The organism is Paenibacillus terrisolis, assembly GCF_056171975.1.
On sequence record NZ_JBKFGG010000032.1, the window covers coordinates 39,907 to 65,242 of the forward strand.

At 51.7% G+C, this 25,336-nt stretch carries 16 protein-coding genes and 1 pseudogene; 15 read left to right on the plus strand and 2 right to left on the minus strand.

What is annotated here, in order from left to right; genetic code table 11:
* Positions 1-169 precede the first annotated feature (169 nt).
* Both ACI48K_RS20850 and ACI48K_RS20855 read right to left on the minus strand, forming a co-directional pair.
* On the minus strand, positions 170-988 hold the full coding sequence (locus tag ACI48K_RS20850; RefSeq protein WP_475029565.1) for a hypothetical protein: 819 nt from the start codon (positions 986-988) through the stop codon (positions 170-172).
* A gap of 191 nt (positions 989-1,179) precedes the next feature.
* A pseudogene (locus ACI48K_RS20855) lies at positions 1,180-1,488 on the minus strand (NUDIX domain-containing protein); the annotation flags it as partial.
* Positions 1,489-2,117: 629 nt separating this feature from the next.
* Between ACI48K_RS20855 and ACI48K_RS20860 the strand changes: the two are divergent.
* The 15 genes from ACI48K_RS20860 (at position 2,118) to ACI48K_RS20930 (ending at position 25,295) form a co-directional block, all read left to right on the plus strand.
* A complete protein-coding gene (locus tag ACI48K_RS20860) occupies positions 2,118-2,312 on the plus strand; it encodes a hypothetical protein (protein ID WP_475029600.1) in 195 nt (64 codons plus the stop codon).
* A 163-nt stretch (positions 2,313-2,475) separates the two neighbouring features.
* Complete coding sequence (locus ACI48K_RS20865; RefSeq protein ID WP_475029566.1) at positions 2,476-4,083, plus strand: alkaline phosphatase family protein; 1,608 nt, start codon at positions 2,476-2,478, stop codon at positions 4,081-4,083.
* Positions 4,084-4,190: 107 nt separating this feature from the next.
* Complete coding sequence (gene thyA / locus ACI48K_RS20870) at positions 4,191-4,985, plus strand: thymidylate synthase (RefSeq protein ID WP_475029567.1); 795 nt, start codon at positions 4,191-4,193, stop codon at positions 4,983-4,985.
* 17 nt (positions 4,986-5,002) lie between these two features.
* Complete coding sequence (locus tag ACI48K_RS20875) at positions 5,003-5,500, plus strand: dihydrofolate reductase (RefSeq protein ID WP_475029568.1); 498 nt, start codon at positions 5,003-5,005, stop codon at positions 5,498-5,500.
* Between the two features lie 130 nt (positions 5,501-5,630).
* Positions 5,631-7,118, plus strand: coding sequence for a glutamate synthase subunit beta (locus ACI48K_RS20880; RefSeq protein ID WP_475029569.1), 1,488 nt, complete (start codon positions 5,631-5,633; stop codon positions 7,116-7,118).
* A gap of 325 nt (positions 7,119-7,443) precedes the next feature.
* Complete coding sequence (locus ACI48K_RS20885; RefSeq protein WP_475029570.1) at positions 7,444-9,732, plus strand: type IA DNA topoisomerase; 2,289 nt, start codon at positions 7,444-7,446, stop codon at positions 9,730-9,732.
* Positions 9,733-10,539: 807 nt separating this feature from the next.
* On the plus strand, positions 10,540-11,058 hold the full coding sequence (locus tag ACI48K_RS20890; RefSeq protein WP_475029571.1) for a GrpB family protein: 519 nt from the start codon (positions 10,540-10,542) through the stop codon (positions 11,056-11,058).
* Between the two features lie 553 nt (positions 11,059-11,611).
* The gene (locus ACI48K_RS20895) at positions 11,612-13,246 is read left to right on the plus strand and encodes a response regulator (RefSeq protein ID WP_475029572.1); all 1,635 of its coding nucleotides are present in this window, start codon (positions 11,612-11,614) and stop codon (positions 13,244-13,246) included.
* A complete protein-coding gene (locus ACI48K_RS20900; RefSeq protein ID WP_475029573.1) occupies positions 13,239-15,041 on the plus strand; it encodes a sensor histidine kinase in 1,803 nt (600 codons plus the stop codon). The genes ACI48K_RS20895 and ACI48K_RS20900 overlap by 8 nt, the downstream gene beginning before the upstream one ends.
* 122 nt (positions 15,042-15,163) lie before the next feature.
* A complete protein-coding gene (locus tag ACI48K_RS20905; RefSeq protein ID WP_475029574.1) occupies positions 15,164-16,141 on the plus strand; it encodes an ABC transporter permease in 978 nt (325 codons plus the stop codon).
* Positions 16,142-16,167: 26 nt separating this feature from the next.
* The gene (locus ACI48K_RS20910; RefSeq protein ID WP_475029575.1) at positions 16,168-17,052 is read left to right on the plus strand and encodes a carbohydrate ABC transporter permease; all 885 of its coding nucleotides are present in this window, start codon (positions 16,168-16,170) and stop codon (positions 17,050-17,052) included.
* Between the two features lie 61 nt (positions 17,053-17,113).
* The gene (locus tag ACI48K_RS20915; protein WP_475029576.1) at positions 17,114-18,676 is read left to right on the plus strand and encodes an extracellular solute-binding protein; all 1,563 of its coding nucleotides are present in this window, start codon (positions 17,114-17,116) and stop codon (positions 18,674-18,676) included.
* A gap of 93 nt (positions 18,677-18,769) precedes the next feature.
* Positions 18,770-22,978 (plus strand): glycosyl hydrolase family 28-related protein, encoded by a 4,209-nt coding sequence (locus ACI48K_RS20920; RefSeq protein ID WP_475029577.1) that lies wholly within the window; start codon positions 18,770-18,772, stop codon positions 22,976-22,978.
* A 188-nt stretch (positions 22,979-23,166) separates the two neighbouring features.
* Entirely contained in the window at positions 23,167-24,390 is a 1,224-nt protein-coding gene (locus ACI48K_RS20925) for an enolase C-terminal domain-like protein (protein WP_475029578.1), read from the plus strand.
* A gap of 53 nt (positions 24,391-24,443) precedes the next feature.
* Complete coding sequence (locus tag ACI48K_RS20930) at positions 24,444-25,295, plus strand: NAD-dependent epimerase/dehydratase family protein (RefSeq protein ID WP_475029579.1); 852 nt, start codon at positions 24,444-24,446, stop codon at positions 25,293-25,295.
* Positions 25,296-25,336 lie beyond the last annotated feature (41 nt).

Here is a 25,336-nt window from a genome sequence, read left to right on the forward strand (position 1 = left end):
ATGTCCGATTCAATATAAATCATTATATCCTAATATTACGATATAGCAATATAGAATTCGAATTTGATGCGCAACCATTAACCGGATAAACAGAATATTCAGGGAATGAAAATCGGGAGTCTGCTATGTCGATGCGATATGGACCCCCGATTTATGGCATGTTTTCCGGTTACTTCGGCAGTTTTCCGGAAGCGGTTTGAATCGTCTGCGAAATTCGTTTTTCCAAGTCAAAAACCTTTTGCTGAGAGGAATGTACCTGGTTCGAATAATCATAAACGCGCTTAAGCTCGACTAAAGCCGAAACGGCGTCACCCAGTTTTACGCTGACGCGGTAGCGTTTATCGGCGGCGGTGATATTTTTGCGAATGGCGGCAATCGTCTTGTTTTCGGCGGTAATTTGTTTCTTATAAGCTTGTACCGGGGCAATAGCATCCTGGACGACTTTCTTCTTGGCTGCGGCTTGTTTTTTGGCTGAAGCTAGCGCCGATTTTTTTGCGGTAATTTCAGTTTTCGCGGCAGTGGTCTGGGCTTTGATTTGATTTCGCTTCAGATCGTACAGATCCGCGGCTTTCTTATCCTTGCGCTTGCGCGCCTCGGCTGCTTGCTTGCCTAAAACCGTATATTTATCGAGCAGGGGAGCATGCTTCTGTTCGAGTGACTTGGCTTCGGCGCTTAGGCGGGTTACCGCAGCTTGATCGATTGTTTTGACTTTGTCATTGACCGTTTTGAGAGCGGCGTTATTGCGCTTGCGCAGCTCCGAGATCGCGGCGCTTTCTTGATTGAGCGCTGTCTTCAGCAAGTCTAGCTCATCATGCAGCACATCAATGCCCTCCAGGGCGGCATCCCATGGTGAAGAAGCTGCGGCTGCGGCATTAATTCCGGTGAACGGGAGGGAGAGAAACGAAAAGCATACGGCAAAAACTAAACTTAAGGCGGCTGCTTTAAAGCTAAATTTACGGACATCCATCATTCTAATTTTCAATTTCATTCAGCTCCAATCTCATCATTAACGGCAACGCAAAAAGCACCCCCAAGAAAGGCTTCATAAAGCCGTTTCTTGCGAGGTGCTTCTCTCGCGTCCGCATATTCATTTGAGGTAATGATAACCCATAAAATGGAAATCGTCAACACCAAAAAGAACGTTTGTTCGTGATTTGAATTGCGATTTTTGTTATTATTTTACCAGCCATAACTCGAAAACCAGATTCCTTGAAGGTATCTTTCCCACGCCTGCTTGACGAAAGGAATGAAGTCAGCTGGAAGATGATCGATAGGAAACCAAGCCAACTCGGAACATTTCTCCAGTTCATTATTACGAATTTTACCCGCCCAATGATGGCATACAAAGAAAAAATCGATCCGCTCGCCGTCCTCGGTCTTGATATGCATGACCCCAATCATTTCAAGGTCCTTCGGCTCAATCTCCGCATTGCATTCTTCCTTGGCTTCGCGAATTGCTGCCGCTTTAATTTCCTCTCCGCCTTCAAGCTTTCCCGACGGAACGCCGTAAAGTCCATCCTCAAGGCCTGTATTTGCGCGCTTAACAAGAGACGGTTGTCCTGAACGAGGAACACATGGACGACGCTAAGCAGCCGGAAATGATCCATCGAAAATCGACCTCCGAACATTTGTTTGTAATCGATTGTAGCACGATATTACGCATTGGACGAGAACGAATGTTTGGATATTTCAATAAATCTAGGCCTATTGATTAACCCAAAAAGGTGGAAAAATGAAAGCCGATTCAAACTGGCAAACGGATACAAGCCAAACTGCAGAGTACGAGTCCAATTCCTGCAAAAATACAGGTTTTTTTAATGAAATATGCCGATTTGATAGAAAAGCCTGCAAAAGTGCAGGAATTTAGCGGGGATAAGTGCCTATGCAAACGATTCAGTCATGAAAAGATGCACTTTTGCAGGAATTGCAGTCCTATAGGCGTTGAGAGAAGAAAAAGATGTATTTTTGCAGTTTTTTAGTAACTTCCAGCTTCCCCTGTTTTTCAAGTCTTCTAGCGACTACGCGATCGAGGCACGGTGAAAGAGTCCAACGCCTGGAGATGATTTACAAGACCCCGATGGCAAATTGAAGTTCTTTATCACTGGATCAAACAACATCTGAATGTCACTAAACTGCTTGGAACAACACCTAATGCGGTGTACGGCCAGTTGTATACGGCGTTGCTTGTCTATGTGTTGCTAAAAGTTTGGCTTGAACAGAGAAACTCATGGGTCCACGTTTCCGCTCGTTGTCGTTTGCCCAATTCGACCGTTTATTTAAGGTGCAGGAATTACCTGTTAGGGGGGAATTAGATTTGATGAACTCAATTTTATTCCCTAATATTGGTTAATCAACAGTCTGCAAAAAAATAACGCACATCTGATATCATTCGGTTTTTATCTGGAAGTAACAGGCATACTAAGCTCCGTGAATATGGAAAAGGCGATAAAACTATTTATAAAGTTGGTGATTCCATTGCGTCGGCACATTGTAAAAAAGCTGTTGTTTATTCTCTGCTTTGCCATGGTGGCTGTGAGCTGCCAAAACCAGAAGCCTGCGGCCAAGGAGCATGATTTGCTGCGTATCCGTTCCACCGAAAGCAGCCCTGCGCACAAAAGGGTGATTTTATTGGTGGTTGATTCGCTGATGTCCCAAGCCATTGACCGGGGCATTCGGCAAAATCAACTTCCCGCCTTTCAATACTTGATCGAACACGGACAATATTACAAAAAAATGGTCAGCTCGTTTCCCAGCATGTCGGTCACGATCGACAGTTCTCTAGTCACCGGGGCTTATCCCGACAAGCATCGGGTTCCCGGGTTAACTTGGTACTCCGTCCAAGAGAAAAAAGTGGTCAGCTATGGGACAGGGCCTCTCGACGTGCTCCAGCGGGGCGTCAATCCGGTGTTTGTTCACGCCTTGATGGACATGAACGGAAAACATCTGAACCGCGAGCTGCCTACGATTTACGAGGATTTGGATAAACGGGGGTTAACATCAGGTTCGGTCAACGGGATGATTTACCGGGGAGCCAAGGACCATCGCTTAACGATTCCCGCCATGCTCAAGGGATTGACTACTTTGCCTAAAGAAATCCAAGTGAAGGGACCGGATTTCTTGACGCTGGGCGCTTTGTCCAACCCGCTGCAAGGGGTTAAGGATTTACCGGTAGGTTTTATGAAAGAAATGGGCATGAACAACGCATTCGCGGTGGAAACCGTTAAATATTTAATCCAGCAAAAGAAATTGCCGGATTTTCTGTACGTGTATTTGCCCGAGCTTGACGGAAAGCTTTATAAAAACGGGCCTTCGGAGATGAAAGGGGTCATTGAAACCGACAAGCAGCTGAAGTCCATTCTGGATGCGTTTGGTTCCCCCGAGCAGGCGTTAAAAGAAAATATCATCGTGACGATCGGGGACAGCGGTATGAACCAGGTGCTGCCGGCAGGACGTTTTGCCATCATCCATTTGCCTATGCTTTTGGAGCCCTATCAAGTGCTGGACCCGGGCCAAAGCGTTTCCGAAAACACGGATATTGTTCTGGGAATCAACGATACGATGGCCTATGTATATAATTTAAAAAAGGAGAACCCGCTCAGAACCATCGCCGACAAGCTGCGGGCCGACCCGCGCATCGACACGGTTTCCTGGGAAGAAAACGGTTGGATATACAATCTTCAAGGCGGCACTTCCAAAGAGCTCAAATTCAGACCAGGCGGACCTTCAATGGATGACTACCATCAAAAATGGACGGTTGAGGGAGACCCGGCCGTGCTTGACCTGAAGCTGAACCGGGCCCAAAAGACGGTGGCTTACGGCAATTACCCGGATGCTTTGCGGAGAATGTACGGCGCTTTGCATTCTCAGCCTGGCGAATTTCTGGTCGTAACGTGCAAGACCGGATATGAAATCGCGGAAAGAAACACCCCGACCCATCTGGCCGGAGGCTCTCACGGCGACCTTGGCCCGTTTGCTTCCTATGTTCCCTTAATTATCGCAGGAACGGAACAAAAGCCGAATAATTTGCGGATGATCGGTTTAAAGCCCTATCTGCTGCAGCTGCTGGCAAAGCCGGGAAGATAAGGACTTTTGTCAAATAAAGCAACAATCCGTCGTTCAAACCCCGGGCACTTCTGATATAATAAATTAGAATTAAGCGAAAATGATAAATGTTACGGGGTGTTGGATAGATGAGAAATTATTTGGATCTGCTGCAGGACGTGCTTGAGAACGGAACCCCCAAGGAAGACCGGACCGGAACCGGGACGATTTCCGTTTTTGGCAGACAGCTGCGCTTTGATCTCAGCAAAGGTTTTCCGCTGGTGACGACCAAGCGAATCCATCTTAAATCGGTGGTGCATGAGCTGTTATGGTTCCTAAAAGGAGAAACGAACATAGCCTACTTGAAAGAGAACGGGGTAAGAATCTGGGACGAATGGGCGGATGAGAACGGGGATCTCGGGCCGGTATACGGCTCGCAGTGGCGCGCCTGGGAAGCGGCCGACGGGCGAAAGATCGACCAAATCGCCGCCGTTGTCGAAGCGATCAAGAAAAATCCCGACTCGCGCCGGCATCTTGTCAGCGCCTGGAACGTTGCGGTGGTTGATCAAATGAAGCTGCCGCCGTGCCATTTCGTTTTTCAATTTTACGTTGCGGGCGGCAAATTATCCTGCATGATGACCATGCGCTCCGTCGATACGTTCCTCGGCTTGCCGTTCAACATCGCCAGCTACTCGCTACTGACGCACATGATCGCCCAGCAATGCGGTCTTGAGGTCGGCGAATTTATTTGGTCCGGCGGGGACGTGCATATTTACAACAATCATATCGAGCAGGTAAAAACCCAGCTTGCACGCGAACCGTTTGCGCTTCCGCAGTTGGTCATCAAACGCAAGCCAGATTCGATTTTCGACTACGTATACGAGGATTTCGAGTTTGTGAATTATGAATATCATCCTGCCATTAAAGCAACGGTGGCGGTATAAAAGGAGAGGATGCTCTAGTGGGAGTCACTTTGATCTGGGCCATGTCGCGAAACGGGGCAATCGGCCGCGACAATCAGCTACCCTGGAGGCTGCCGGCGGACTTGAAATTTTTCAAGGCGCAAACCACCGGCAAAACAATCCTCATGGGCCGGAAAACGTGGGAATCGATGGGCAGCAAGCCGCTGCCGAATCGGCTTAACGTTGTTCTTACCGGGGACGACTCATATAAGGCGGAAGGCACCGACATCGTGCATACCGTGGAGGAAGCTTTGCAGTACGAAGGCGGCGGGGAACTGATGGTCATCGGCGGGGCTGGGCTGTTCGGATATTTTCTTCCTTTTGCCGACCGTTTGCTGGTTACCCGAATCGACGAGGATATTGAAGGCGATGTCTTTTTCCCTTATTTCGATTGGAGCGAATTTGAATTGGTTCATGAGGAACAGGGAATTCGTGATGAGAAAAATCCTTATGACTATCGATTTTTGACGTATGAACGCCGTAAAAAAGATGAATAAAAGTGCAAATTATCATATCATTAATCCATTAATAACGTTTTTCACCGGTGCTAACATCTATATAAACTGACATACGGTAGTAGTTTGAGGTTATATTTTAGCGACACCATAACGGATGGGGGAACGATAAATGTCTACACCAACAGGTTTTATGGAGTTCCGGCGCGAACTTCCCGGAGACCGCAGCCCGTCCGAACGGGTAAGAGATTGGGAAGAATTCCATAAGCATATGTCGGATGAAGAACTGCGCACGCAAGGGGCCCGCTGTATGGACTGCGGAACGCCCTATTGCCATACGGGAATCGATATGACGGGAGGCACCTCGGGTTGTCCGGTGCATAACCTGATTCCGGAATGGAACAACTTGGTCTATCGGAATCTGTGGAAGGACGCGCTCGACCGGCTGCATAAAACGAACAATTTTCCGGAATTTACGGGGCGGGTTTGTCCGGCTCCGTGCGAAGGCTCCTGCACCGTCGGCCTGATCGGACAGCCTGTGACGATCAAAACGATCGAACAGGCTATCATCGACAAAGGTTTTGAGGAAGGCTGGGTCGTTCCCGAGCCTCCGGAGAAACGCACCGGTTACAAGGTGGCCGTCGTGGGCTCCGGTCCTGCGGGACTGGCCTGCGCCGCTCAGCTCAACAAAGCCGGGCATGAGGTTACCGTATATGAGCGGGCGGACCGGATCGGCGGCCTTCTGATGTACGGCATTCCGACGATGAAGCTGGATAAAGCCGTTGTACAGCGCCGTGTGGACTTGCTGGCCGCAGAAGGCGTGAAGTTCGTAACGAATACGGAAATCGGCAAAGACATCAAAGCTCAGCAATTGGTCGACGATTTCGATGCCGTCGTATTGTGCGGCGGAGCGACTAAACCTCGCGAATTCAGCATTGAGGGCAGCGATTTGAATGGTGTGCATTACGGCATGCCGTTCTTGAACGGAACGATCAAGAGTTATCTGGATTCGGGTCTTGAGGACGGACAATTTTTGTCGGCCAAAGATAAGGATGTCATCGTCATCGGCGGCGGCGATACGGGTTCCGACTGCGTGGCGACCGCGTTGCGTCATGGCTGCCGCAGCATCACTCAATTCGGCACGCACACGAAAGCGCCGCTTGAACGCGATCCGCTGACGAATCCGTGGCCGCAATTCCCGAACGTCTACACGCTGGACTATGCCCAACAGGAAGCTAAAGCGCTGTTTGGCGACGATCCGCGGGAATTTTCCATCATGACGACGAAGTTTGTCGGAGACGAAAACGGGAATCTGAAAGAGCTTCATACCATTCAAATTCAGCGTATCGTCGATGAGACCGGCCGGAAAATCTATCAGCCGATCCCCGGCACGGAACGCGTTTTTCCTGCCCAAATGGCGCTGATCGCCATCGGCTTCGACGGCCCCGAATCCACTCTGCCGGTCGAGCTTGGACTTGAAACGGACCGCCGGACGAACGTTAAGGCCCGTTACGGCCAGTACAAGACGAGCGTGGACAAAGTCTTCGCCGCAGGAGACATGCGCCGCGGCCAGAGCCTGGTTGTCTGGGCGATCCACGAAGGCCGGGAAGCCGCGCGGGAAGTGGATAAATACCTGATGGGAGCAACGGTTTTGGTATGATCAAAGCGGCGTTTCCAATGAAATGCTTTATGCGATGAATGAATCAAGTTATGCCGAATCTGGCAAAGATATGATATAATAGAGTTTAGCTACAGAGCTGCGCGGTGCGCGGCTCTTTTTTTGAGAAATGAAGCTTCGCGGGGTTGGCCATAGAGGAAATTCGAAACTGGAGAAGATGAAACGTTAGTCGTTGGTGTTTGAACGTTTTCTTTTAAAAATAATTAGAAGAACATTTCACGCGTTTGCCTCAATACGTTCAATCACAAATTCAACTTGTTCAGTATGAGATTTTCCTTTGATTCACAGAAAAAGGGGCGCTAGAGAGATGAAAACGCTCGTCATTGCGGAAAAACCGGATATGGGACGGACGATTGCCGCCGTCATTGAACCGAGAGCCAAAAACAACCGTTCGTACATTGAAGGCGAGCACTATATCATTACTTGGGCGATTGGCCATTTGCTCGGGCTTGCCGAGCCGGACGCTTACGATGACCGCTATAAACGCTGGAATTTCGGGGATTTGCCGATTATGCCGGACCATTTCAGAATCGTGCCGAATCCGAAAACCAAGGATCAGCTCAAAATGATCGGGGAGCTCGCGAAACGCTGTAACGCCATCGTAAATGCATGCGACGCCGCGCGGGAAGGGCAGTATATTTTCGCCTTGATTCAGCAGCAGCTTAAATTAACGCAGCCGGTCAAGCGGCTGTGGATCTCCGACCTGACGAACGAGAGTATCGCGAAAGGATTCGAAGCTCTTCACGATGCGTCGGATTTCGAAAATTTAACGCTGGCCGCCAGAGCCCGGAGCGAAGCGGATTGGCTGATCGGTATGAACGCCACGCGCGCGTTTACGACGAAGCACCGGACACTCTTGTCCGTGGGCCGAGTGCAAACGCCGGTGCTCGCCTTGATTTATGACCGCCAGCGGGAAATCGAGAGTTTCGATTCGTTGACTTACTACGAAATCAAAGCGGATTTCGAGCAGGAAGGCCGGACCTATTCGGGTTCGTGGCAGGGAGAACGCTTGACCGACGGGGAGAAAGCGGCTTCCATCGCGGAAAAGGTGCGGGGGCATGAGGGCCGGATCACGGAATACGACGTGAAAGACACCAAAGAGTACCCCTACAAGCTTTATGACCTGACGCTGCTGCAGCGGGAAGCCAACGCCAAATACGGATATTCCGCCAAGAAGACGCTTGATTTGGCCCAGGCGCTGTATGAACGTCACAAGGTCATCTCTTACCCGCGGACAAGCTCCAACTACGTGACCGAGCAAAATATCGAAGGCATGCACAAAGCGCTGCATATGCTGAAAGCTACGGCTTATAAGGAGCTCGCGGAAGGCGGAAACTCCGCGTTGGTGCATGTCAACAATAAATCGGTATGCAATCCTTCCCGCGTGGAAGATCACCATGCTATTTTGCCGACCTTGAGACGCGCGGGAACCCTCAGCAAAGAGGAGCAAAACGTCTATGATTTGGTGATCCGCCGGTTTTTGTCGCATTTTTACCCTCCGGCGGAGTACAAACAGCATACGGTTCTAACCGAAACCGAGGGCGAGACCTTCAAGACAAACGTCAAGGAATTGCTGTCTTTGGGATGGAAAGTGTGTCAGCCGGGCGACGATCAGAGCAAGGTGAAAAGCCGCGGAAAAGGGAAGGACGATGAAGAGGAAGCGGAAGAGCTCGTGAGCGAGCCTTTTCGGATTAACCGGGAGAAGCCGGTTCAATGCGTAGATGCCCAGGCCAAAGAGAAAGCGACCCAGCCGCCGAAGTCGTATACCGAAGGCACGCTTCTGAAAGCGATGGAAAGTGCCGGCAAACAGCTGGAGAACGAAGAGCTTCGCGAGGTAATGAAGGATGCCGGGCTTGGCACGCCGGCGACGCGCGCAGCCACGATCGAACGGTTGAAAAATGTCGGTTACATCACCATGCAGGGGAAAAAAATCACCGTTACCCCAAAAGGCCGGACGGCGGTGGAGTTGATTCGACATGCGGGCGTTGAACTGCTCACCTCACCGGAAATGACCGGGCAATGGGAGCGCCGTTTATACCAAATTTCCAAAGGCGAAGCCGCCCGCGAGAAATTTATGGAGAATGTCCGGAAGTTTACGATATCTATTATCGAAAAAGTTCGTACGCAAAAGCAAGCGGACGCCTCGCTATTCGGTTCGGAGGAAGCGGGGAGCGCCAAAGGAAAACGCGGCGCAAAAGCGGGCGGGCGCGGCGGCCAGGGCGACAGCCGGTCCGCCTCGGCCGGCTCGGCGGCAGAGTCCGCCAAATCCGCCGGAGCGCAGCCAGCCGCTTCCGGCGGCCTGCAGGCGCTTGCCCCATGCCCGCGCGAAGGCTGCGGCGGTCAGATCATCGAAGGCCGCAAAGGCTACGGCTGCACGCATTATAAGCAGGGCTGCGGCTTTGTCATCTGGAAGGAATTCGCCGGCAAGAAAATTTCTCCGGCCATGCTGAACGCACTCCTGTCCAAAGGGCAAACTCAGCTTCTTTCCTTTAAGCAGCCGAACGGAGAGATTAAAGCACGGATCGCGCTCCAAGACCGGTTGACAGGGAAGCTGGAGCTGATCCCGGTGGAAGCGTCGCCGGCGACCAACCGGTAAATCGTATGACGCATATTTGCGAATGGACGATGACGATTGAGGAACATATCTCCAACGGAAATCGAGCAGCCCGGGTGTCCCAAAAGAAAATTGGCTAATTTGACGAACCGTTCAGTTAACTGAAAAGGTCAGTCTTTCCGGATGCGGGCCATGCCCGCTTTGCTGTCGCTGCGCGGAGGATGCGGCGCTGAACGGAGCTGATCAGGCCTGATCCTAGAGCAACCCTAAACGGCAAACGGCGATTTCTTTCTTAAATAGCGGGATGGAATAACGGTACAAAATGGCCTTATTCCATTCGGAAATCGTATTTTCCTTGACAATAGCGGTGCAAAATGATCCTATTTTCGGCAAAATGTTCAAAACCAAAGGGAAAAGGGCCGTTTCCGGAAAAATAGAACCATAAAACGGCGCTATTTCTTCAGAATGAGACATCCCCGTAGAAATAAGGCTATAAATGACCGCTATTTTAAGTGTCGGAGGGAAGCGGTGTTTTAGGGGGGCTGCTGGCCGGAGCAGTTGACCGGAGTTGTGTTCGGAACTGTTGACCAGAGCAGCCCCTTCGTTCTGACTTGTGTTAACGCAAATCCTTGAAGTTAATCCGCTGCCGGATCGTAACGGCGATCTGACAGGAACAATCGCCGTTGTAATCCGGCAGGGTTTCTCCGCTCTGTTGTCATGATAAGTTTTAGAGATTGTCATAAAAGTCAGCGATGGCGGCTTTTGGGACAATCTCTTCGTTTTGCTTTTTTACAGTTTTTTTATATACTGGGTACAGATTATTTATACTGTTTATAGGCGATGAAATACATGAAAACAAAATTAGTTACGGTAGTTCCATACGATAGTACATGGCTTTGTGCATTTGAAGAAATCAAGCAAGAATTGTTACCCGTTATTGGTGAGCATATCATTGCAATTGAGCATGTTGGAAGCACATCAGTTAAAGGACTATCTGCCAAACCAATCATTGATATTGATATTGTCATTTCAAACTATGATTGCTTTGAAAGGATTGTTGAAGAATTATCGAAAATAGGCTATCAGCATGAGGGTAATTTGGGAATTAAAGACCGTGAAGCTTTCAAATATACTGATAAGCAGTATTTGATGAAGCATCATCTGTATGTCTGTCCCAAAGATTCAGAAGAATTAAAACGCCATCTTGTGTTCCGTGATTATCTTCGCTCGCACCCGCAGGATGTTGCAGAATACAGCAAAATCAAGCAACAGGCTGCTGCCCTCTATCCTACGGATATAGATGCGTATATTGCATACAAAAACCCGTGTATAGAAAAAATATATAAAAAGTGTGGCCTATTAAAATAAAGAAAAGAAAATAGTGGCATTCGTTTTTAGCGGATAAGGGGTGGATATTTCGAACTTTGAAATGGCATTAACACTGACTTTTCAGTTTCAGCGGGCAAAATGGGCAAATATTAGTTGCTGACGATCTTGGTTACACCTACAACTGGCAAGACGGCGAGAATATGGCAACGTATTTGAAGCGTGTCAGAAACAATGATTACAAGTAAAATAACTTATGTTGCCCTCATCTTGCTGGGCGCAAGAATGAAGAACAAGCGGTACAATGGCCAGCAAACATAGTAACCGAAATTTCCAAGTTGTCTTCTAACTATAACGTCAAACCATAGGGAGTTAAGCTGGTTCAAACGGCTTAGCTCCTTTTTCATGCAAAAACGCTCTTTAACGGAATTCGGAAACGGCAGGTTACCGGAAAAGGAGACATCTGTAAACTTTACCGGGAATTCTTGGCTATTCCATTTATCCTGCTTGTTCATAGGGTTTGGAAGATACTAGAATTAAGTGGAAACAGCATCTGGCATATATCAATCTGCATAAAAAAGGGATGGTGGAGCGAGTGTTGGCACTGATTGTCGATGATGAGCTGGAAATCCGCGAAGGATTGCGTACGGGCATACCTTGGTCTGCCTATGGAATTGAAAGCGTTTTAATTGCCGATGACGGAGACAGCGCCTTGGAACTGGCGCGCCGCGAGCATCCGGACATTATCGTGGCGGATATTCGCATGAAAAGGATGTCGGGACTGAAACTGATCGAAGCCCTCGGACAAGAACGGCCGGTTGGGTGGAAGGCCGTTATGGTAAGCGGATATGACGATTTCGACATGGTGCGGCAAGCGATGAAACTGGGAGCCATGGATTACATCCTCAAGCCTATCAATACGGACGAATTGGGGGAAATCCTGCGCCGGGCGGTCGGGCAGCTTGAGCAGGAACGAAGGGATGAGTATAACCGTCTGCTGTTAAACGACGAGATCCGGAGCGCCATGACGAAAATCCGGGAGGAGCTGCTGAAGGAAGTATTGGAGCAGGATTACGATCCTTACAAGGAAACCCGCATTATGCACCGCTTGCGAACGCTCGAAATGGAGTGGCTTCTAAGCGGACCTTCGGCGGTCATGCTGATCGAAGCGGACGATCTGAAATCGGTTGAACGCCAAAAAGGGCTGCGCCGCGAGAAAGAGCTGATTTTATTCGGCATCGGCAATGTCGTTAAGCAAACGCTGGAAGAAGAGTATAAAGGGAAGTTTGCGCTCTATGAAGACTCCAAGCAGCGCTGGGCCGTCATTTTTCAGCTTCCCCGCGGGGAAGATCCGGATAGTCTCGAAGAGCTGGGAGGATTGTTCATCGAGCGGTTCCATGATTTCGTCCGCGCCAAAGCCAGCGTGGCGCTCTGCAATAACCCGGCTGCGTTTGCCGAGCTGCACGCCCGGTATGTTGAAGCGGAGGAGATTTTGGAACAAAAGGCCGTGTATGGAGGAGACCGGCTGCTCACGAGCAGCGGCTGGGAGAACGGGGCGGAGAAAGATCATATACCGATTACGAATCCCGACGAAGTCGTTGACCTGATCCGTTACGGATCGGAGGACGATATCCGGCAGGCGATGCGGCATTTTTGCGACTTGGTGCAAGGTTGGTCCGTCGTGCAGATCAAAGATATTCAACAGCGTGTTTTTGAATGGCTGCTTGGCATTTTTCAAAAAGCTTCCCGGCTGGGCTGGACGGAGCAGCGCTGGCAGCACAACCCCATGACGCTGTGGGAACGACTTGAGCGTTATGACACGCTGGAGTCTTTGCGAGAGCAGGCGGAGCAGTGCCTGATCGATATGTCGCGGGATTTTGCCAAACTCTCCGAAACGCCGGGACAAATCATTCAGGAGGCGGAAAAGTATATCCGGCAGCATTACGCGGATAATTTAACGCTGCATACCGTGGCGTCCGAGGTTCATGTGACCCCGGTTTGGCTCAGCAAGTTGTTCAAAAAAGAAAAGCGCAGGACCTTTCTCGAATTTCTGACCGAGGTGCGACTGGAGAATGCCAAGGGAATGCTGGGAGACGTGAAGTTTAAAATATATCAGATTTCCTCCATGGTCGGCTACAAGGATCCCGTGCATTTTACGAAGCTGTTCAAAAAACAAATGGGCTGTACGCCCAAAGAATACCGAAGACTGCAGGGAATTGCCGATGAGTAGATTAAAGCTGCAGCCCGGCTCGCTTCGCGACCGGGTTATTTTAATATTTTTTGCCATGCTGGTCGTTCCCTTCTTACTGTTTGCTTACTATTCGCACGTAAAGGCGATCGAAGGCATTTCCAACGCCAATAATATTACGTCTTTCAGCTATTTGATGCAGGCGCGCAAAAATTTCGAGACTTACTTGAACCGCCTCAATGATCAGATCAACGACCTGATCGGCAATAACGAGCTTCAGAGCTTGCTCGAGAAGCTGCCTGAGGATCCGGCCGACGAGGGAAGGGTTACGGTAAGCGTGCTGTCGCTGATGAATCAGCAGGCGGCGACGATCGACGCGTTTCGGGTGCATCTTTATCCGGCTTATCCGGAGCGCTATCCGATTTATATGAATACGGTCGATGGCGGAGGGGCGAACATCACCGACCGGGACTGGTTCAAAAAAATCAGCGTCGCGAGTACCCCCACCTGGGAGCTGTCCATGCCGAAAAGCGGCCAGTACGCCAAACCGCTGCTGCTGTATGCGAAGCGGTTTACGGGATTATACGACAACATTCCGCGGGGGATTATGGTAGTTGATTTGTCGGAAGATCAGCTGGGCCTTTTTTTTAATCCGCCCAATTTCATTCAGGGACAAAAAATTTTGCTGCTCGACGAGAACAGAAGCGTGCTCTATGATTCGTCGGCCAATGAATGGACAGGCCGGCCGGAAATGGCCGGAGAGTTCCAGGGATTGATTGCGGGGAATACGGAGAAAGCCCAGACGATTGTCATCGGCGGTCAAAAATACCTGGCTTCCTGTCTGAAGCTGGACACCCGGCCCTGGTACATCGTGAACCTGTCACCGTTTAGCGAACTGACCGGATCGATTATGGAAATCAACCGGCTCATGCTGTTGTTTTTGATCGTATATCTGATCTGCTGCTTTGGCGTTGTCTTTTATCTCACGGCTCACTTTACCCAGCCCATCGTAAAGCTGGTGCAATTGATGCGCAAGGCGGGGCGTGGACAATGGAGCCGCAATACGGCCTGGATGAAGAGAAATGACGAGGTGGGTTGGCTGTATCAAGGCTTTGACAGTTTAACCTCCCAAATCGAACGGCTGGTCGATGAGGCGGCGCGTTCCGAACTGAAAAAGAAAGAACTGGAATTTCAGGTGCTAAGCCATCAAATCAATCCCCATTTTCTCTATAACACGCTGGAATCGATTCGTTGGAAGGCGGAAACGCACGGACGAAGCGATATCAGTGAAATGGTTGCCGCCCTGGGAAATTTGCTCCGGTTAAGCCTGAATCAGGGAAAAGAGGTTACGACGCTAAGGCGGGAAATCGAGCAGGTCAAAGCCTATGTCCAAATCGAACAAGCCCGCATGGGGGAAACGATCCGCATTGCGTTTGCGGCTGATCCGGAACTGCTGTCGCTGCCGTTTTTGCGCCTGCTGCTCCAGCCGCTTGTCGAAAATGCGATACAACACAGCATTCGGGATAACTTTGAGCACGGAAAAATCCTGATTTCGGCTCAGAGGGAGAAGAACAACATCGTCATCCAGATTATCGACAACGGAAAAGGCATATCGCCGGAAGTGCTGAACAAGCTCAATCAGGATATGGCCACGGAGGTTGCGCCGAAGCAGCAGTCCACGGGAATGAAAGGGGTGGGGCTGCGCAATGTAAACGAGCGTTTGCGCCTGTTTTTTGGCGATGCGTATCGTTTGCGGATCGAATCCGGTCCGGAAATCGGGACCCGAATTACGCTCCGGCATCCGGTAATGGAGGAAAAGGAGCAACCCGGGCAGTGACAAGTTCAAGCGTGCTTTTCGGTAAGGCCAATTCCATACCTGAAAAAACAAGATCGGCTCATGGTGGCCCAGAACCCGGCGGCTTATGATAAAAGCAACCTCAAACAGAAAGGTACATGCATATGAAAATGGCTACTTCTTCTTCCGAAGGACGGCTCGCCCACAGTCCGGTCCTCGGAAAATCAAAAGTGCTTAAAGAGCTTTACCGCAATCGAACATTGCTGCTAATGTTTGCGCCGGTTGCCGTACTGCTGCTGCTTTTTAATTATTTTCCGCTGGCGGGGCTTGTCATCGCCTTCAAAAACTTCAGTTTTGAAGACGGGATTTTCGGCAGCCCGTGGATGGACCCGCTGTTCAACAATTTCGATTATCTGATGTCTTCCGAAAGCGCTTTCCGTTCAATACGCAACACGATTTTGTTGAACGCTCTGTTTATTGCCGTGGGGCTGATTTTCGAGGTGGGACTCGCGCTGCTGCTCAATGAACTTCGCAGTAAATATTTCAAACGCGTCACGCAGTCCTTAACCTTTCTGCCGTTTTTTATCTCTTGGATCGTCGTTGGGGTATTTACCTACAACCTACTGAATTATGAAAGCGGTTCAATGAATCGCCTACTGGAATGGCTCGGCATGCAGCCGATCGACTTTTACAATACGGCCGGCCTTTGGCCGATGATTCTGACGATTGCCGTCCGCTGGAAATCCACCGGCTATGGAGCCATCATCTATTTGGCGGCGCTGACTTCGATCGACAACTCCTATTTTGAAGCGGCAGCGATCGACGGAGCCACGCGTTGGCAGCAAATCCGCCACATCAGCCTGCCGATGCTCCGGCCGACGATCATTATTTTGACTCTGCTCGCCGTCGGGCGCATCATGAACGCGGATTTCGGAATGTTCTACGCGATGGTCGGCGACGCTTCGCTGCTATATCCGACAACCGACGTCATCGATACGTTTGTCTATCGGAGCTTGCGCCAGACCGGAGATATCGGCATGGCTTCGGCGGCCGGTTTCCTGCAGTCGGTGGTCGCTTTTGTCCTGGTGCTTGGCAGCAATTACGCGGCCCGCAGGATTGACAAGGATTCCGCGATTTTCTGACGAGGGAATAAGAAGGGATGGTTGGTATGGCAAGAAAGAGATTTTCACCCGGGCAGCTGGTCATTGCTTTTTTTGCGGGATTATTCGCCTTGGCCTGTCTGTATCCGTTTATGATGGTTATATCGGGTTCGCTAAGCACGGAAAAAGATATCGTGGATTATGGATACGGCCTGATTCCCAAGCATGTGACGCTGGATTCATACAAAATTTTGTTTTACAGCTCGAACCGGATCGTTCAGGCATACGCCGTCAGCTCGTTCGTTACTGTCGCGGGTACGGCGTTGTCGCTGGTCGTGATCGGGATGGGCGCTTACGTGATGGCCAGGCGTTCTTTTAAATACCGGAATGTGTTATCGGTCTATGTGATCATTACCATGCTCTTTAATGGCGGTCTTGTTCCTTGGTACATCATCTGCGTGCGTTATCTTCATCTGAAGGATTCGATCTGGGCCTTGATCCTGCCTTCCCTGGCCGGAGCGTTTAACTTGTTCCTGGTGCGGAATTTCATGCTCTCCATTCCCGAAGAAATTCATGAATCCGCGAAAATAGACGGGGCCGGGGAATTCCGGATTTTCTGGCGCTTGATCGCACCGCTGTCGCTTCCCGTTCTCGCAACGGTCGGTTTGTTCATCTCGCTTGGATATTGGAACGACTGGTTCCTTGGCTTGATGTTCATTGACAAGCAGGAGCTGCAGCCGCTGCAGCTGATGCTGCGCACTTTGATCGCGAACGTAGACTTTCTTCGCAGCTCCGGGAACGGAGCGGCTATGCAGCGAATTTCCGCACAGATCCCGACCGAGTCAATGAAAATGGCCTTGACCGTAGTAACGATAGGGCCGATCGTATTTCTTTATCCGTTCGTGCAGCGATATTTCGTCAAAGGCCTGATGGTAGGGGCTGTTAAAGGCTAACTATTTCGGCGTTTGCCGTTATAGCATAAAAAACTATCTTTGAAACAGGGGAGAGGTTGGTATGAAGAAAAAGAAAACCGGGTTATCGGCGCTGATTGCCGTATTGCTGCTGAGTTTGGTTCTAACGGCCTGTGGAGGCGGAGGCGGAAATTCCGCGTCGTCCGCCGAAGAGCCCGAGGCAGGTGATAATGCTTCCAATTCCGCCGCAACGAACTCCGGCGGTGAAGAGGTTACCCTGAAGTTTTATTTTGGGGGCGACAAGAAGGCGGCAACGGATGAGGTTTGGGGTAAAATCAGCGATTACGTGAAAAGCAAAGGGCTTAACGTCAAATTTGACACCAATTTTATCTCCTTCGGCGATTTTCAGCAGAAGATGCTCGTGATGGCGGCTTCCGGCGACAGCTGGGACATGAACTTCGACGGCGATTGGCTGTCCTACAAACAGATGGCCGCAAAAGGCTCCTATATGGCGCTGAACGATTTGCTTCCCCAATATGCGCCAAACTTGTACAAGAAATATCAGGAGCAAGGAACGCTCAGCGCGGCTACAGTGAACGGTAAAATCGTCGGGCTTCCCTGGACGATGAAAATGAACGAGCGCAAATTCGTGGGTTGGCGTTCGGATTTGGCGGAAAAGGCCGGCTTTGATATTCCGGACGGTTCCGTCAAAACCATCGAAGACATGGAAAATTTGCTCACCAAGTTTAAAGAGGCTTATCCGAACGATAAGCTGTCCCGGACGCCTCCTACTTCCATTTACATGATTCGTGACGAATGGGTGGATTTGAACTTCCACGGACTTGGCTTTTATCTGAACGATCCGCAAATCAAAATTCAGCCGGTGGAAACGCAGCCTTTTTACAAAGAAGCGGCTCGAAAGTCCAAGGAATGGTACGACAAAGGTTTAATTAACCGCGATGCTATGATCGACAAGGAAGGCGAGGAGGTACAGTGGAGAAACGGCAAAAAATATGTGACCGTGACTTCGCACGAATGGGCCTACGCAGATCCCGGATTTGTCGACAAGACCTTTAAACAAGGGGTATCGGAGCTGTATCCGGACAAAAAATACGTAAACAGAACGCCGCTCGCCAACGTGGTGGCGATTAACGTCAATTCCAAGCATCCGGATCTGGTACTGCGTTTCCTCGATATGGTCGAAACCGACCGGACCTTGTACGATTTGCTGCAATACGGCATTGAAGGCAAAACGTACGTGCTTGACGGCAACATGGCGGTATACCCCGACGGCATGGACTCCACGACAAGCAATTACATGGAATGGGGCGGTCAGTGGGCGTTTTGGAAGCCGCAGTTCATGCGTCCGACCCAAACCTATCCGGAAGGCTTCTGGGAAAAAGAAGCCGCATTCGCCAATGAGCCCGGAAACGTCAATTCTCCGGTAGACGGCCTGTTTATCGCCGAAGACAACATCAAAAACGAGTTGGCCAAACGTGACCAAGCGAATCAGGAGTTCGCAAGACCGATCGAGTTCGGCGTGGTTAAAGGCGATCCTAACAAAGCCCTTGACGATTACATCGCGCTGCAAAAGAAAAACGGCATCGATAAAATCATTGCCGAAGCGCAAAGACAAGTAGACGAGTACGTAAAAAGCAAACAATAGGCGGTTTCGAGTCCCGAATCCAGCAGGCGCCCTTCAGCATATCGCATCAGGGCGCCTGTTTTTATGAAATAATTAACGAAATGAGGGAATGTAATGACAAGAAAAAGCATATCCGTTTCTATGCGAAGAAGCGCCTTCATGCTGCTCATGCTGCTGATGATCTTTTCGGGACTTGGATTGACGCCGCCTTTGGCGGCAGCCGAAACCTCCGAGGTCAATATTAAGCTTGGAGCGGCTCCTGTGGAGCAGGGCATTTCCGCCAGGGCGGGGGATTATGAGCAGGGACTTCAAACGGGAACGCTTGATGGAAAAGGATACTGGAAAACCAATCGGGCCGCCCCCGAACCGGGAACCTTGTATCTTTACATGAACGTGGACGACAGTTTCCTGTACGACAACAGCGAAAGCGATGTCTACGTTACCGTTGAATATTATGACGCGGATAACGGAAGCATGGTGCTGCAATACGATTCGGCAAGCGCTCCGTTTAAAGATGCGCCGGTGTTCCGTTACGGAAACGGACAACAATGGAAGACCCATACCTTTAAGCTGACCGATGCGAAATTCGCCAATCGGACCAACGGCTCCGATTTTCGGCTGGGGATCAGCGGGGCCGGAGCTCCGGAGAACAATCCCGATCTTACGGTCGCTTCGGTGACCGTGAAGAAAGTGCCGCGCGCTCCCGGCTCATCCGGGGAAGCCGTCGTGATTCAGCCGCAATATGCTGCGGATGATATTGTTATCGCCAATGTGAATGTGCAAGACTTCGGCGCGAAAGCGGACGGGACGACCGACGATACGCAGGCCGTTCAGGACGCTTTGAATTCGGCGAGCGGCCAAGGCGGAGGCGTAGTGTTTATGCCGTCAGGCACATACCGGATAGCCGGACATCTTACGGTTCCGACGGGAGTTACGCTTCGCGGGGACTGGGCGGATCCGAAAACGGCGGGAAATCGCGTGCAGGGAACAATTCTTGCCGCTTATGAAGGCCGGGGCGACGCGGAGGGCACCAGCTTTATCTCCATGGAGCCCGTCAGCGGCGTAACGCATCTCTCCGTCTGGTATCCCGAGCAGTCTCTGGATAACCCAGCCCCTTATCCCTGGACGTTCGAGCAGCTTTCCGGCGACAGCGCCACGATCGAGAACGTTTCGCTCGTTAACTCGTATAACGGCATCAAGATCGGACCGGTATGGAACGAACTCCACTATGTGAAGGAAGTCTATGGTACGGCCCTCAAAACGGGCATATTCCTGGACTATACGACCGACATCGGACGGTTGGAGCGGGTGACTTTGTCGCCGGACGCGTGGGCGGAGTCGGGATTGCCGGGGGCTCCCGAACGCACCGCTTTGTTCGATTATATGACCGCGCAGGCGGAGGGCATCGTCATGGGACGTTCGGATTGGGAGTATATGTCCGATCTGACGATCTCCGGCTTCAAAACGGGATTGCGGGTGACGACGCGCACGGATTCCCTTGAAACGGCCAATGCGCAGCTGTATCGCGTGAATATTTCGGATTGCAATGTAGCGCTGAAAATCGAAGGCGTCAACGATTACGGGCTGCTTGTCACGGACAGCTCATTCAAAGCCGGCATAGGGGAACGTCCAACGGCCATATACGCGACGGAGGGCTTTCATTCCATCGTCCAGTTCAATACGGTCACCGTCGGGGGAAGCCCCTATAACGGGGTCGTCAATGACGGCAGCGGGATTTTGTCTTTTGAGAACAGCAATTTTGAAAATTGGAGCGATGCGAACGACGGTTATGCCATCGCGCTAAACGCAGGCTCGCTGCTGCTCGGCCAATCATCGTTCGCCAAGCCGGAGAAGCATGTTCGGCTCGGCGGCGGCGCGCGTTACATCGGTGGGGTCAATTCCGGAAATCAGGAACATCTGGCGGTTCTGGACGAAAGCGACGGAGCGGAGGTAAAGATTCGTCAGGATGAAACGGCCGCGCTTGATACGCTGCCCGCAGGGATTGAAACGGACTTGCCGGGGGCGGAGGCTCCAAAACCAGCCACTTCCTTACTGTTTAACGTTGCCGCCGCTCCGTACAATGCCGACAAAAGCGGCATGAGCGACGCTTCCGCCGCTGTCAAGCAGGCCTTGGATGATGCCCGGACGGCAGGCGGCGGAACGGTGTATCTGCCTGCTGGCACATACCGGATCGACAGCCCGCTTGTGGTTCCGACCGGCGTGGAGCTGAGAGGCTCCTGGGACGTGCCGCATCATACGATCGGCGGCGGCAGCGTGATTTTTACGAATTATGGAGTAAACGACGCTGAAGGAACGGCCTTGATTACGCTGGAGGCTTCGGCAGGCGTGCGCGGTTTGTCCGTTTATTACGATCAGCAGGATTGGAGCCATATCAAGCCTTACGCCTGGACGATCCGGGGCACGGGACATGATGTGTATGCCGTTGATACAACGCTGGTCAATTCCTATCAGGGAATCGACTTCGGCACCTTTGATACGAGCGGGCATTACATCGATTATGTCGCGGGTTCTCCGCTGAAAGAGGGTATTTTTGCGGGCGGCGGCGCTGAGGGTGGCGTCATCCGGAACGTTCAATTCAATCCGCATTATTACGGCAGAAGCACCTATCCGAATCACCCCGATACGGACGAGGCCTTCCAGGCGGTATGGGATTACCAGAAAGAAAATCTGGACGCCTTCCGGATTGCGGAGGTAACGGACGAAACCATCTTCAACACCTTTGTTTACGGCTCCGAGTACGGCATTCATTTTACGGAACAAAACGGCCAAGGACCGGAAGCCGTTGTCGTGGGCCATGGGACGGACGGCAGCAAAAAAGGGGCGGTGCTGGATGCTGCAGGACCTGGCGGTCTTGCCTTCGTGAATACCGAACTTGTATCGCTCAGCTCGTCGGATAAGGTATATATCGAGGTTGGCAATACGTTTGATTCGCATGCCACCTTGTTCAATTCGTCGATGTGGGGAGATACGACGCATTCCTTCGATATTTCGAACGGCCGGATCCGCATCCAGCAGGCGAATTTGGCCACAGTAGGCGAACGCGGACTGGGCGCTCTCGGCGGCGATATCGCCATGTACGATTCCTATTTCCGCCAGGCCCGTACGACGCATGTCTTTGCGGCGCCGGAAATCGAACGGCTGGTGCTGACCAATAACTTGTACAACGGGGGCATGCAGCTCGATAATCAAGCGGGGGTCAAGGTCAGCGGGACGGATCTGGTGCCGGTGCGGCTCGAGTTGGAAAAGGTTCCTTTCAATGCGGGCCATCCGCAAACGCCAAACGCCAAGCTGAAGTTAACCAACGTATCCGAACCGCAGGCGCTTAAAGGGAAAGTGGAGCTGCTGGGTCCGGTTTCTTACCGGGATGCGCTGAGACCCGTCCGCTTTGAAGGTCTCGGCTATGGTCAAACCTTGGAAATTCCGCTGCCGTTTATGGCCGGCGATTCGCTGAAATACCGGGTTACTCTCGAGAACGGGGAAACTTACGTCTCTTCCGTCAATCTGGCGCAATCCTTTGCTGCACGGCCGGAAAGCGGTAAAAGCGCAAAGGCAGCCCCATCCCTTGAACTTTCCGACGCCGATCATTATTACAGCGTAGGCGGGCAATGGAAGGGCGCCGGGGATCTGAGCGCGGCGGCGGATGTCCGTTGGGATGCGAAGCGGCTCTACGTAACGGTCAAAGTGCGCGACGATGTCCATGCGCAATCCTGGACGGGCGGGGATATCTGGCAGGGCGACAGCCTGCAGCTCGGGATAGATTTGTCCAGAGCAAGCGGAGCGGCAAGCGCGAACGTCAGCGAGCTGGGATTTGCGCTAAACGCTCAGGGCGAAGCGAGCGCCTGGCGTTGGAGAGCGCCGGAAGGACTGCAAACCGGCGTATTGTCCGGAGCGGAAGTAAAAATCACCCGCGATGAGCGTCAAAAAACAACCCTTTACAACCTGACGATACCGTTTAATTTGCTGCATGGGCCGGATAAGGCATTTTCACCCAAAGGAGCCGATATCGGATTCTCGTTCCTGATCAATGAGAATGACGGGACGGGACGCAGCGGTTTTATGGAATACAACCAGGGAATCGGCACGAGCAAGGATGCGACGCTCTACGGCGATTTGCACCTGCTGACGGAATCCTATGCGGATTTACTGGAACGTTCGGCTGAAGCCGCGGTTGCCAAGGCGGAGAAGCATCGGACATTGACAAATATAGACGCCGCCGCCAATTTTGTCGCGTTGCTGCCGGACGGTAAAGTGAAAAACCGTCTAAACGCCCGTCTGGCGAAGCTGGAAGCCGCTCAAGAATAAAGCCCTTTCATGCCCTTATTTGAGTGCTCTGGCCCGTTTCTCGTGAAATAGAGGACCAAAAGGGCGCTATTTTCTCGAAATGCCGGGAAATGACCGCATTACGCGCCGGTCGGCGTGAAATAATCGGGGTAAAAGGGGGCTTTACAGGCGCTTCAGCGGCTTGGGCAGAAAAGGAGACATGAGTGACTATGGCGAAAATCAAGGATATAAGCTGCATTCGCACAAGGGCGGACGGGAGCTGGACGATCGTACGAGTGTCGACAGACCAGGACGGCCTGTACGGACTTGGCTCGGCCTCCGATTTGTATAACCCCGAAGCCGTCGTTCAAGTAATCGAGCAATTGCTGAGTCCGCTGCTGATCGGGCGGGATGCATCAGGGATCGAAGAGCTGTGGCAATTGATGCAGCACAGCGGTTATTGGCGCTACGGCGGCATTTTGCAAACGGCCATCGGAGCGATTGATACGGCGCTTTGGGACATTTTGGGAAAAGAAGCGGGTTTGCCTGTCTATCGTTTGCTGGGCGGCGCGGCAAGGTCCGCCGTTCCGTGCTACGGCCATGCTGAGGGCCGGGACATCGCCGAATTGAAAGAAGATGTTCGGCGTTATCTGGAGCAGGGCTACACGGCGGTTCGCTGTCAGCTCGGCGGCTATGGCGGCGGAGGCATGGTCGGAGCGGAGAAAGCGAATCTGCCGAGCGGTGCCCGCTTCGAAGGAAAAATCTTCGACGAGCAGATTTATCTGCAAACAATTCCGGGCATGTTTGAGCAGATCCGCATGGAATTCGGCTCCGAGCTTCTATTGACGCATGACGTTCACGAGCATGTGTCGCCCATAACCGCCATTCGTTTGTCCAAACGGCTTGAGCCGTACGATCTGTTCTTTCTGGAGGACGCGCTGCCGCCCGAACAGATTGGCTGGTACCGGCATCTGCGCAGTCAAAGCGCAACACCGCAGGCGGTTGGCGAATTGTTCACCAATCCGCAGGAGTGGCTTCCGCTCGTTCAAGAGCGGCTGATCGATTTTCTGCGGGTACGCGTCTCCAAGGCGGGCGGTATCAGCGCTTGCCGTAAAATCGCCGCAGTTTGCGAAGCATTCGGGGTCCGAACGGCCTGGCAGGAAGGAGGAGAGAACGATCCCGTCAATCAGGCCGCTGCCGTTCATCTGGATTTGGCCGTCTGGAATTTCGGGATTCAGGAAATCAATCATTTCCGGGACGAAGAGCTGGCGGCTTTTCCGGGGCATGTTCAAAGGGTCGGCGGCTATTTATATCCGGCGGATAAGCCGGGACTCGGCATCGACCTGGATGAAGCCAAAGCGCTTTCGCTCATAAAAGAAGGGTGGAACCGTTCGGAATATCACCGTCCTTACAAGCTTGATCGCAAGCCGGACGGAACGATCATCCGCCCATAATTTTGAATATACGATTAAAGGAGAATATACGATTAAAGGAGGCAACCAAGCGAATGACAACGGTAGCCGTAACCGGCGGAAGCGGAAAACTGGGCGGGCAAGTCATCCGTGATCTTTTGAGTCAAGGTTACGAAGTGATTTCCCTGGACCGGCAGAGATCCGAAAGCTTAAGATGCCGACAGCTTCAGGTCGATATGACCGATTTGGGGCAGGTCGTTGAAGCGCTGGCCGGAGCGGAAGCGATCGTGCATCTCGCCGCGATCCCGGCTCCTTTGATGTTCCCGTCTTCCGTCATATTTGCCAACAACACGGTTTCTGCCTATAACATTTTGGAGGCGGCTTCGCTTCTTGGCATTCGAAAAGCGGTTTTGGGTTCCAGCGAGTCCTCCTACGGCTTCGCCTGGGCGCAAAAGCCGTTCGATCCGCTATACGTGCCCGTGGATGAGCGGCATCCCCAGCTTCCGCAGGAATGCTACGGATTGTCCAAAGTCGTAAACGAGCTGACATCCGATATGTTTAACCGAAGAAACGGAATGGAAATCGTTTCGCTGCGTTTTTCGACGATTCTTCGTCCGGAGGAGTACGCGAGGGTGAATTTTACGAACCCTGAAAGATATAAAGCGACGCTGTGGAGCTACATTGACATTCGCGATGCGGCAGCCGCCTGTCTTGCCGCTCTCCATTACTCAGGCGGCGAAGCGATCGCGCTGAACATCACGGCGGACGATACTTTGAGCAATTGGCCGACAGCGAAGCTGCTGGAGCATTTTTATCCGGGAGTGACGGATCGCCGAATCAAGTATGAGGGCAGGGAAGCCGTTGTCGGCAATACGTTGGCTAAAGAGCGGCTGCGCTGGTCTCCGCGACATTCTTGCCTGAACGAGTTAAGCGGCAGCGAGGCATAGAACGAAGATAACGGAAGAGAATAGGCCCCGGTCCTCGCTGT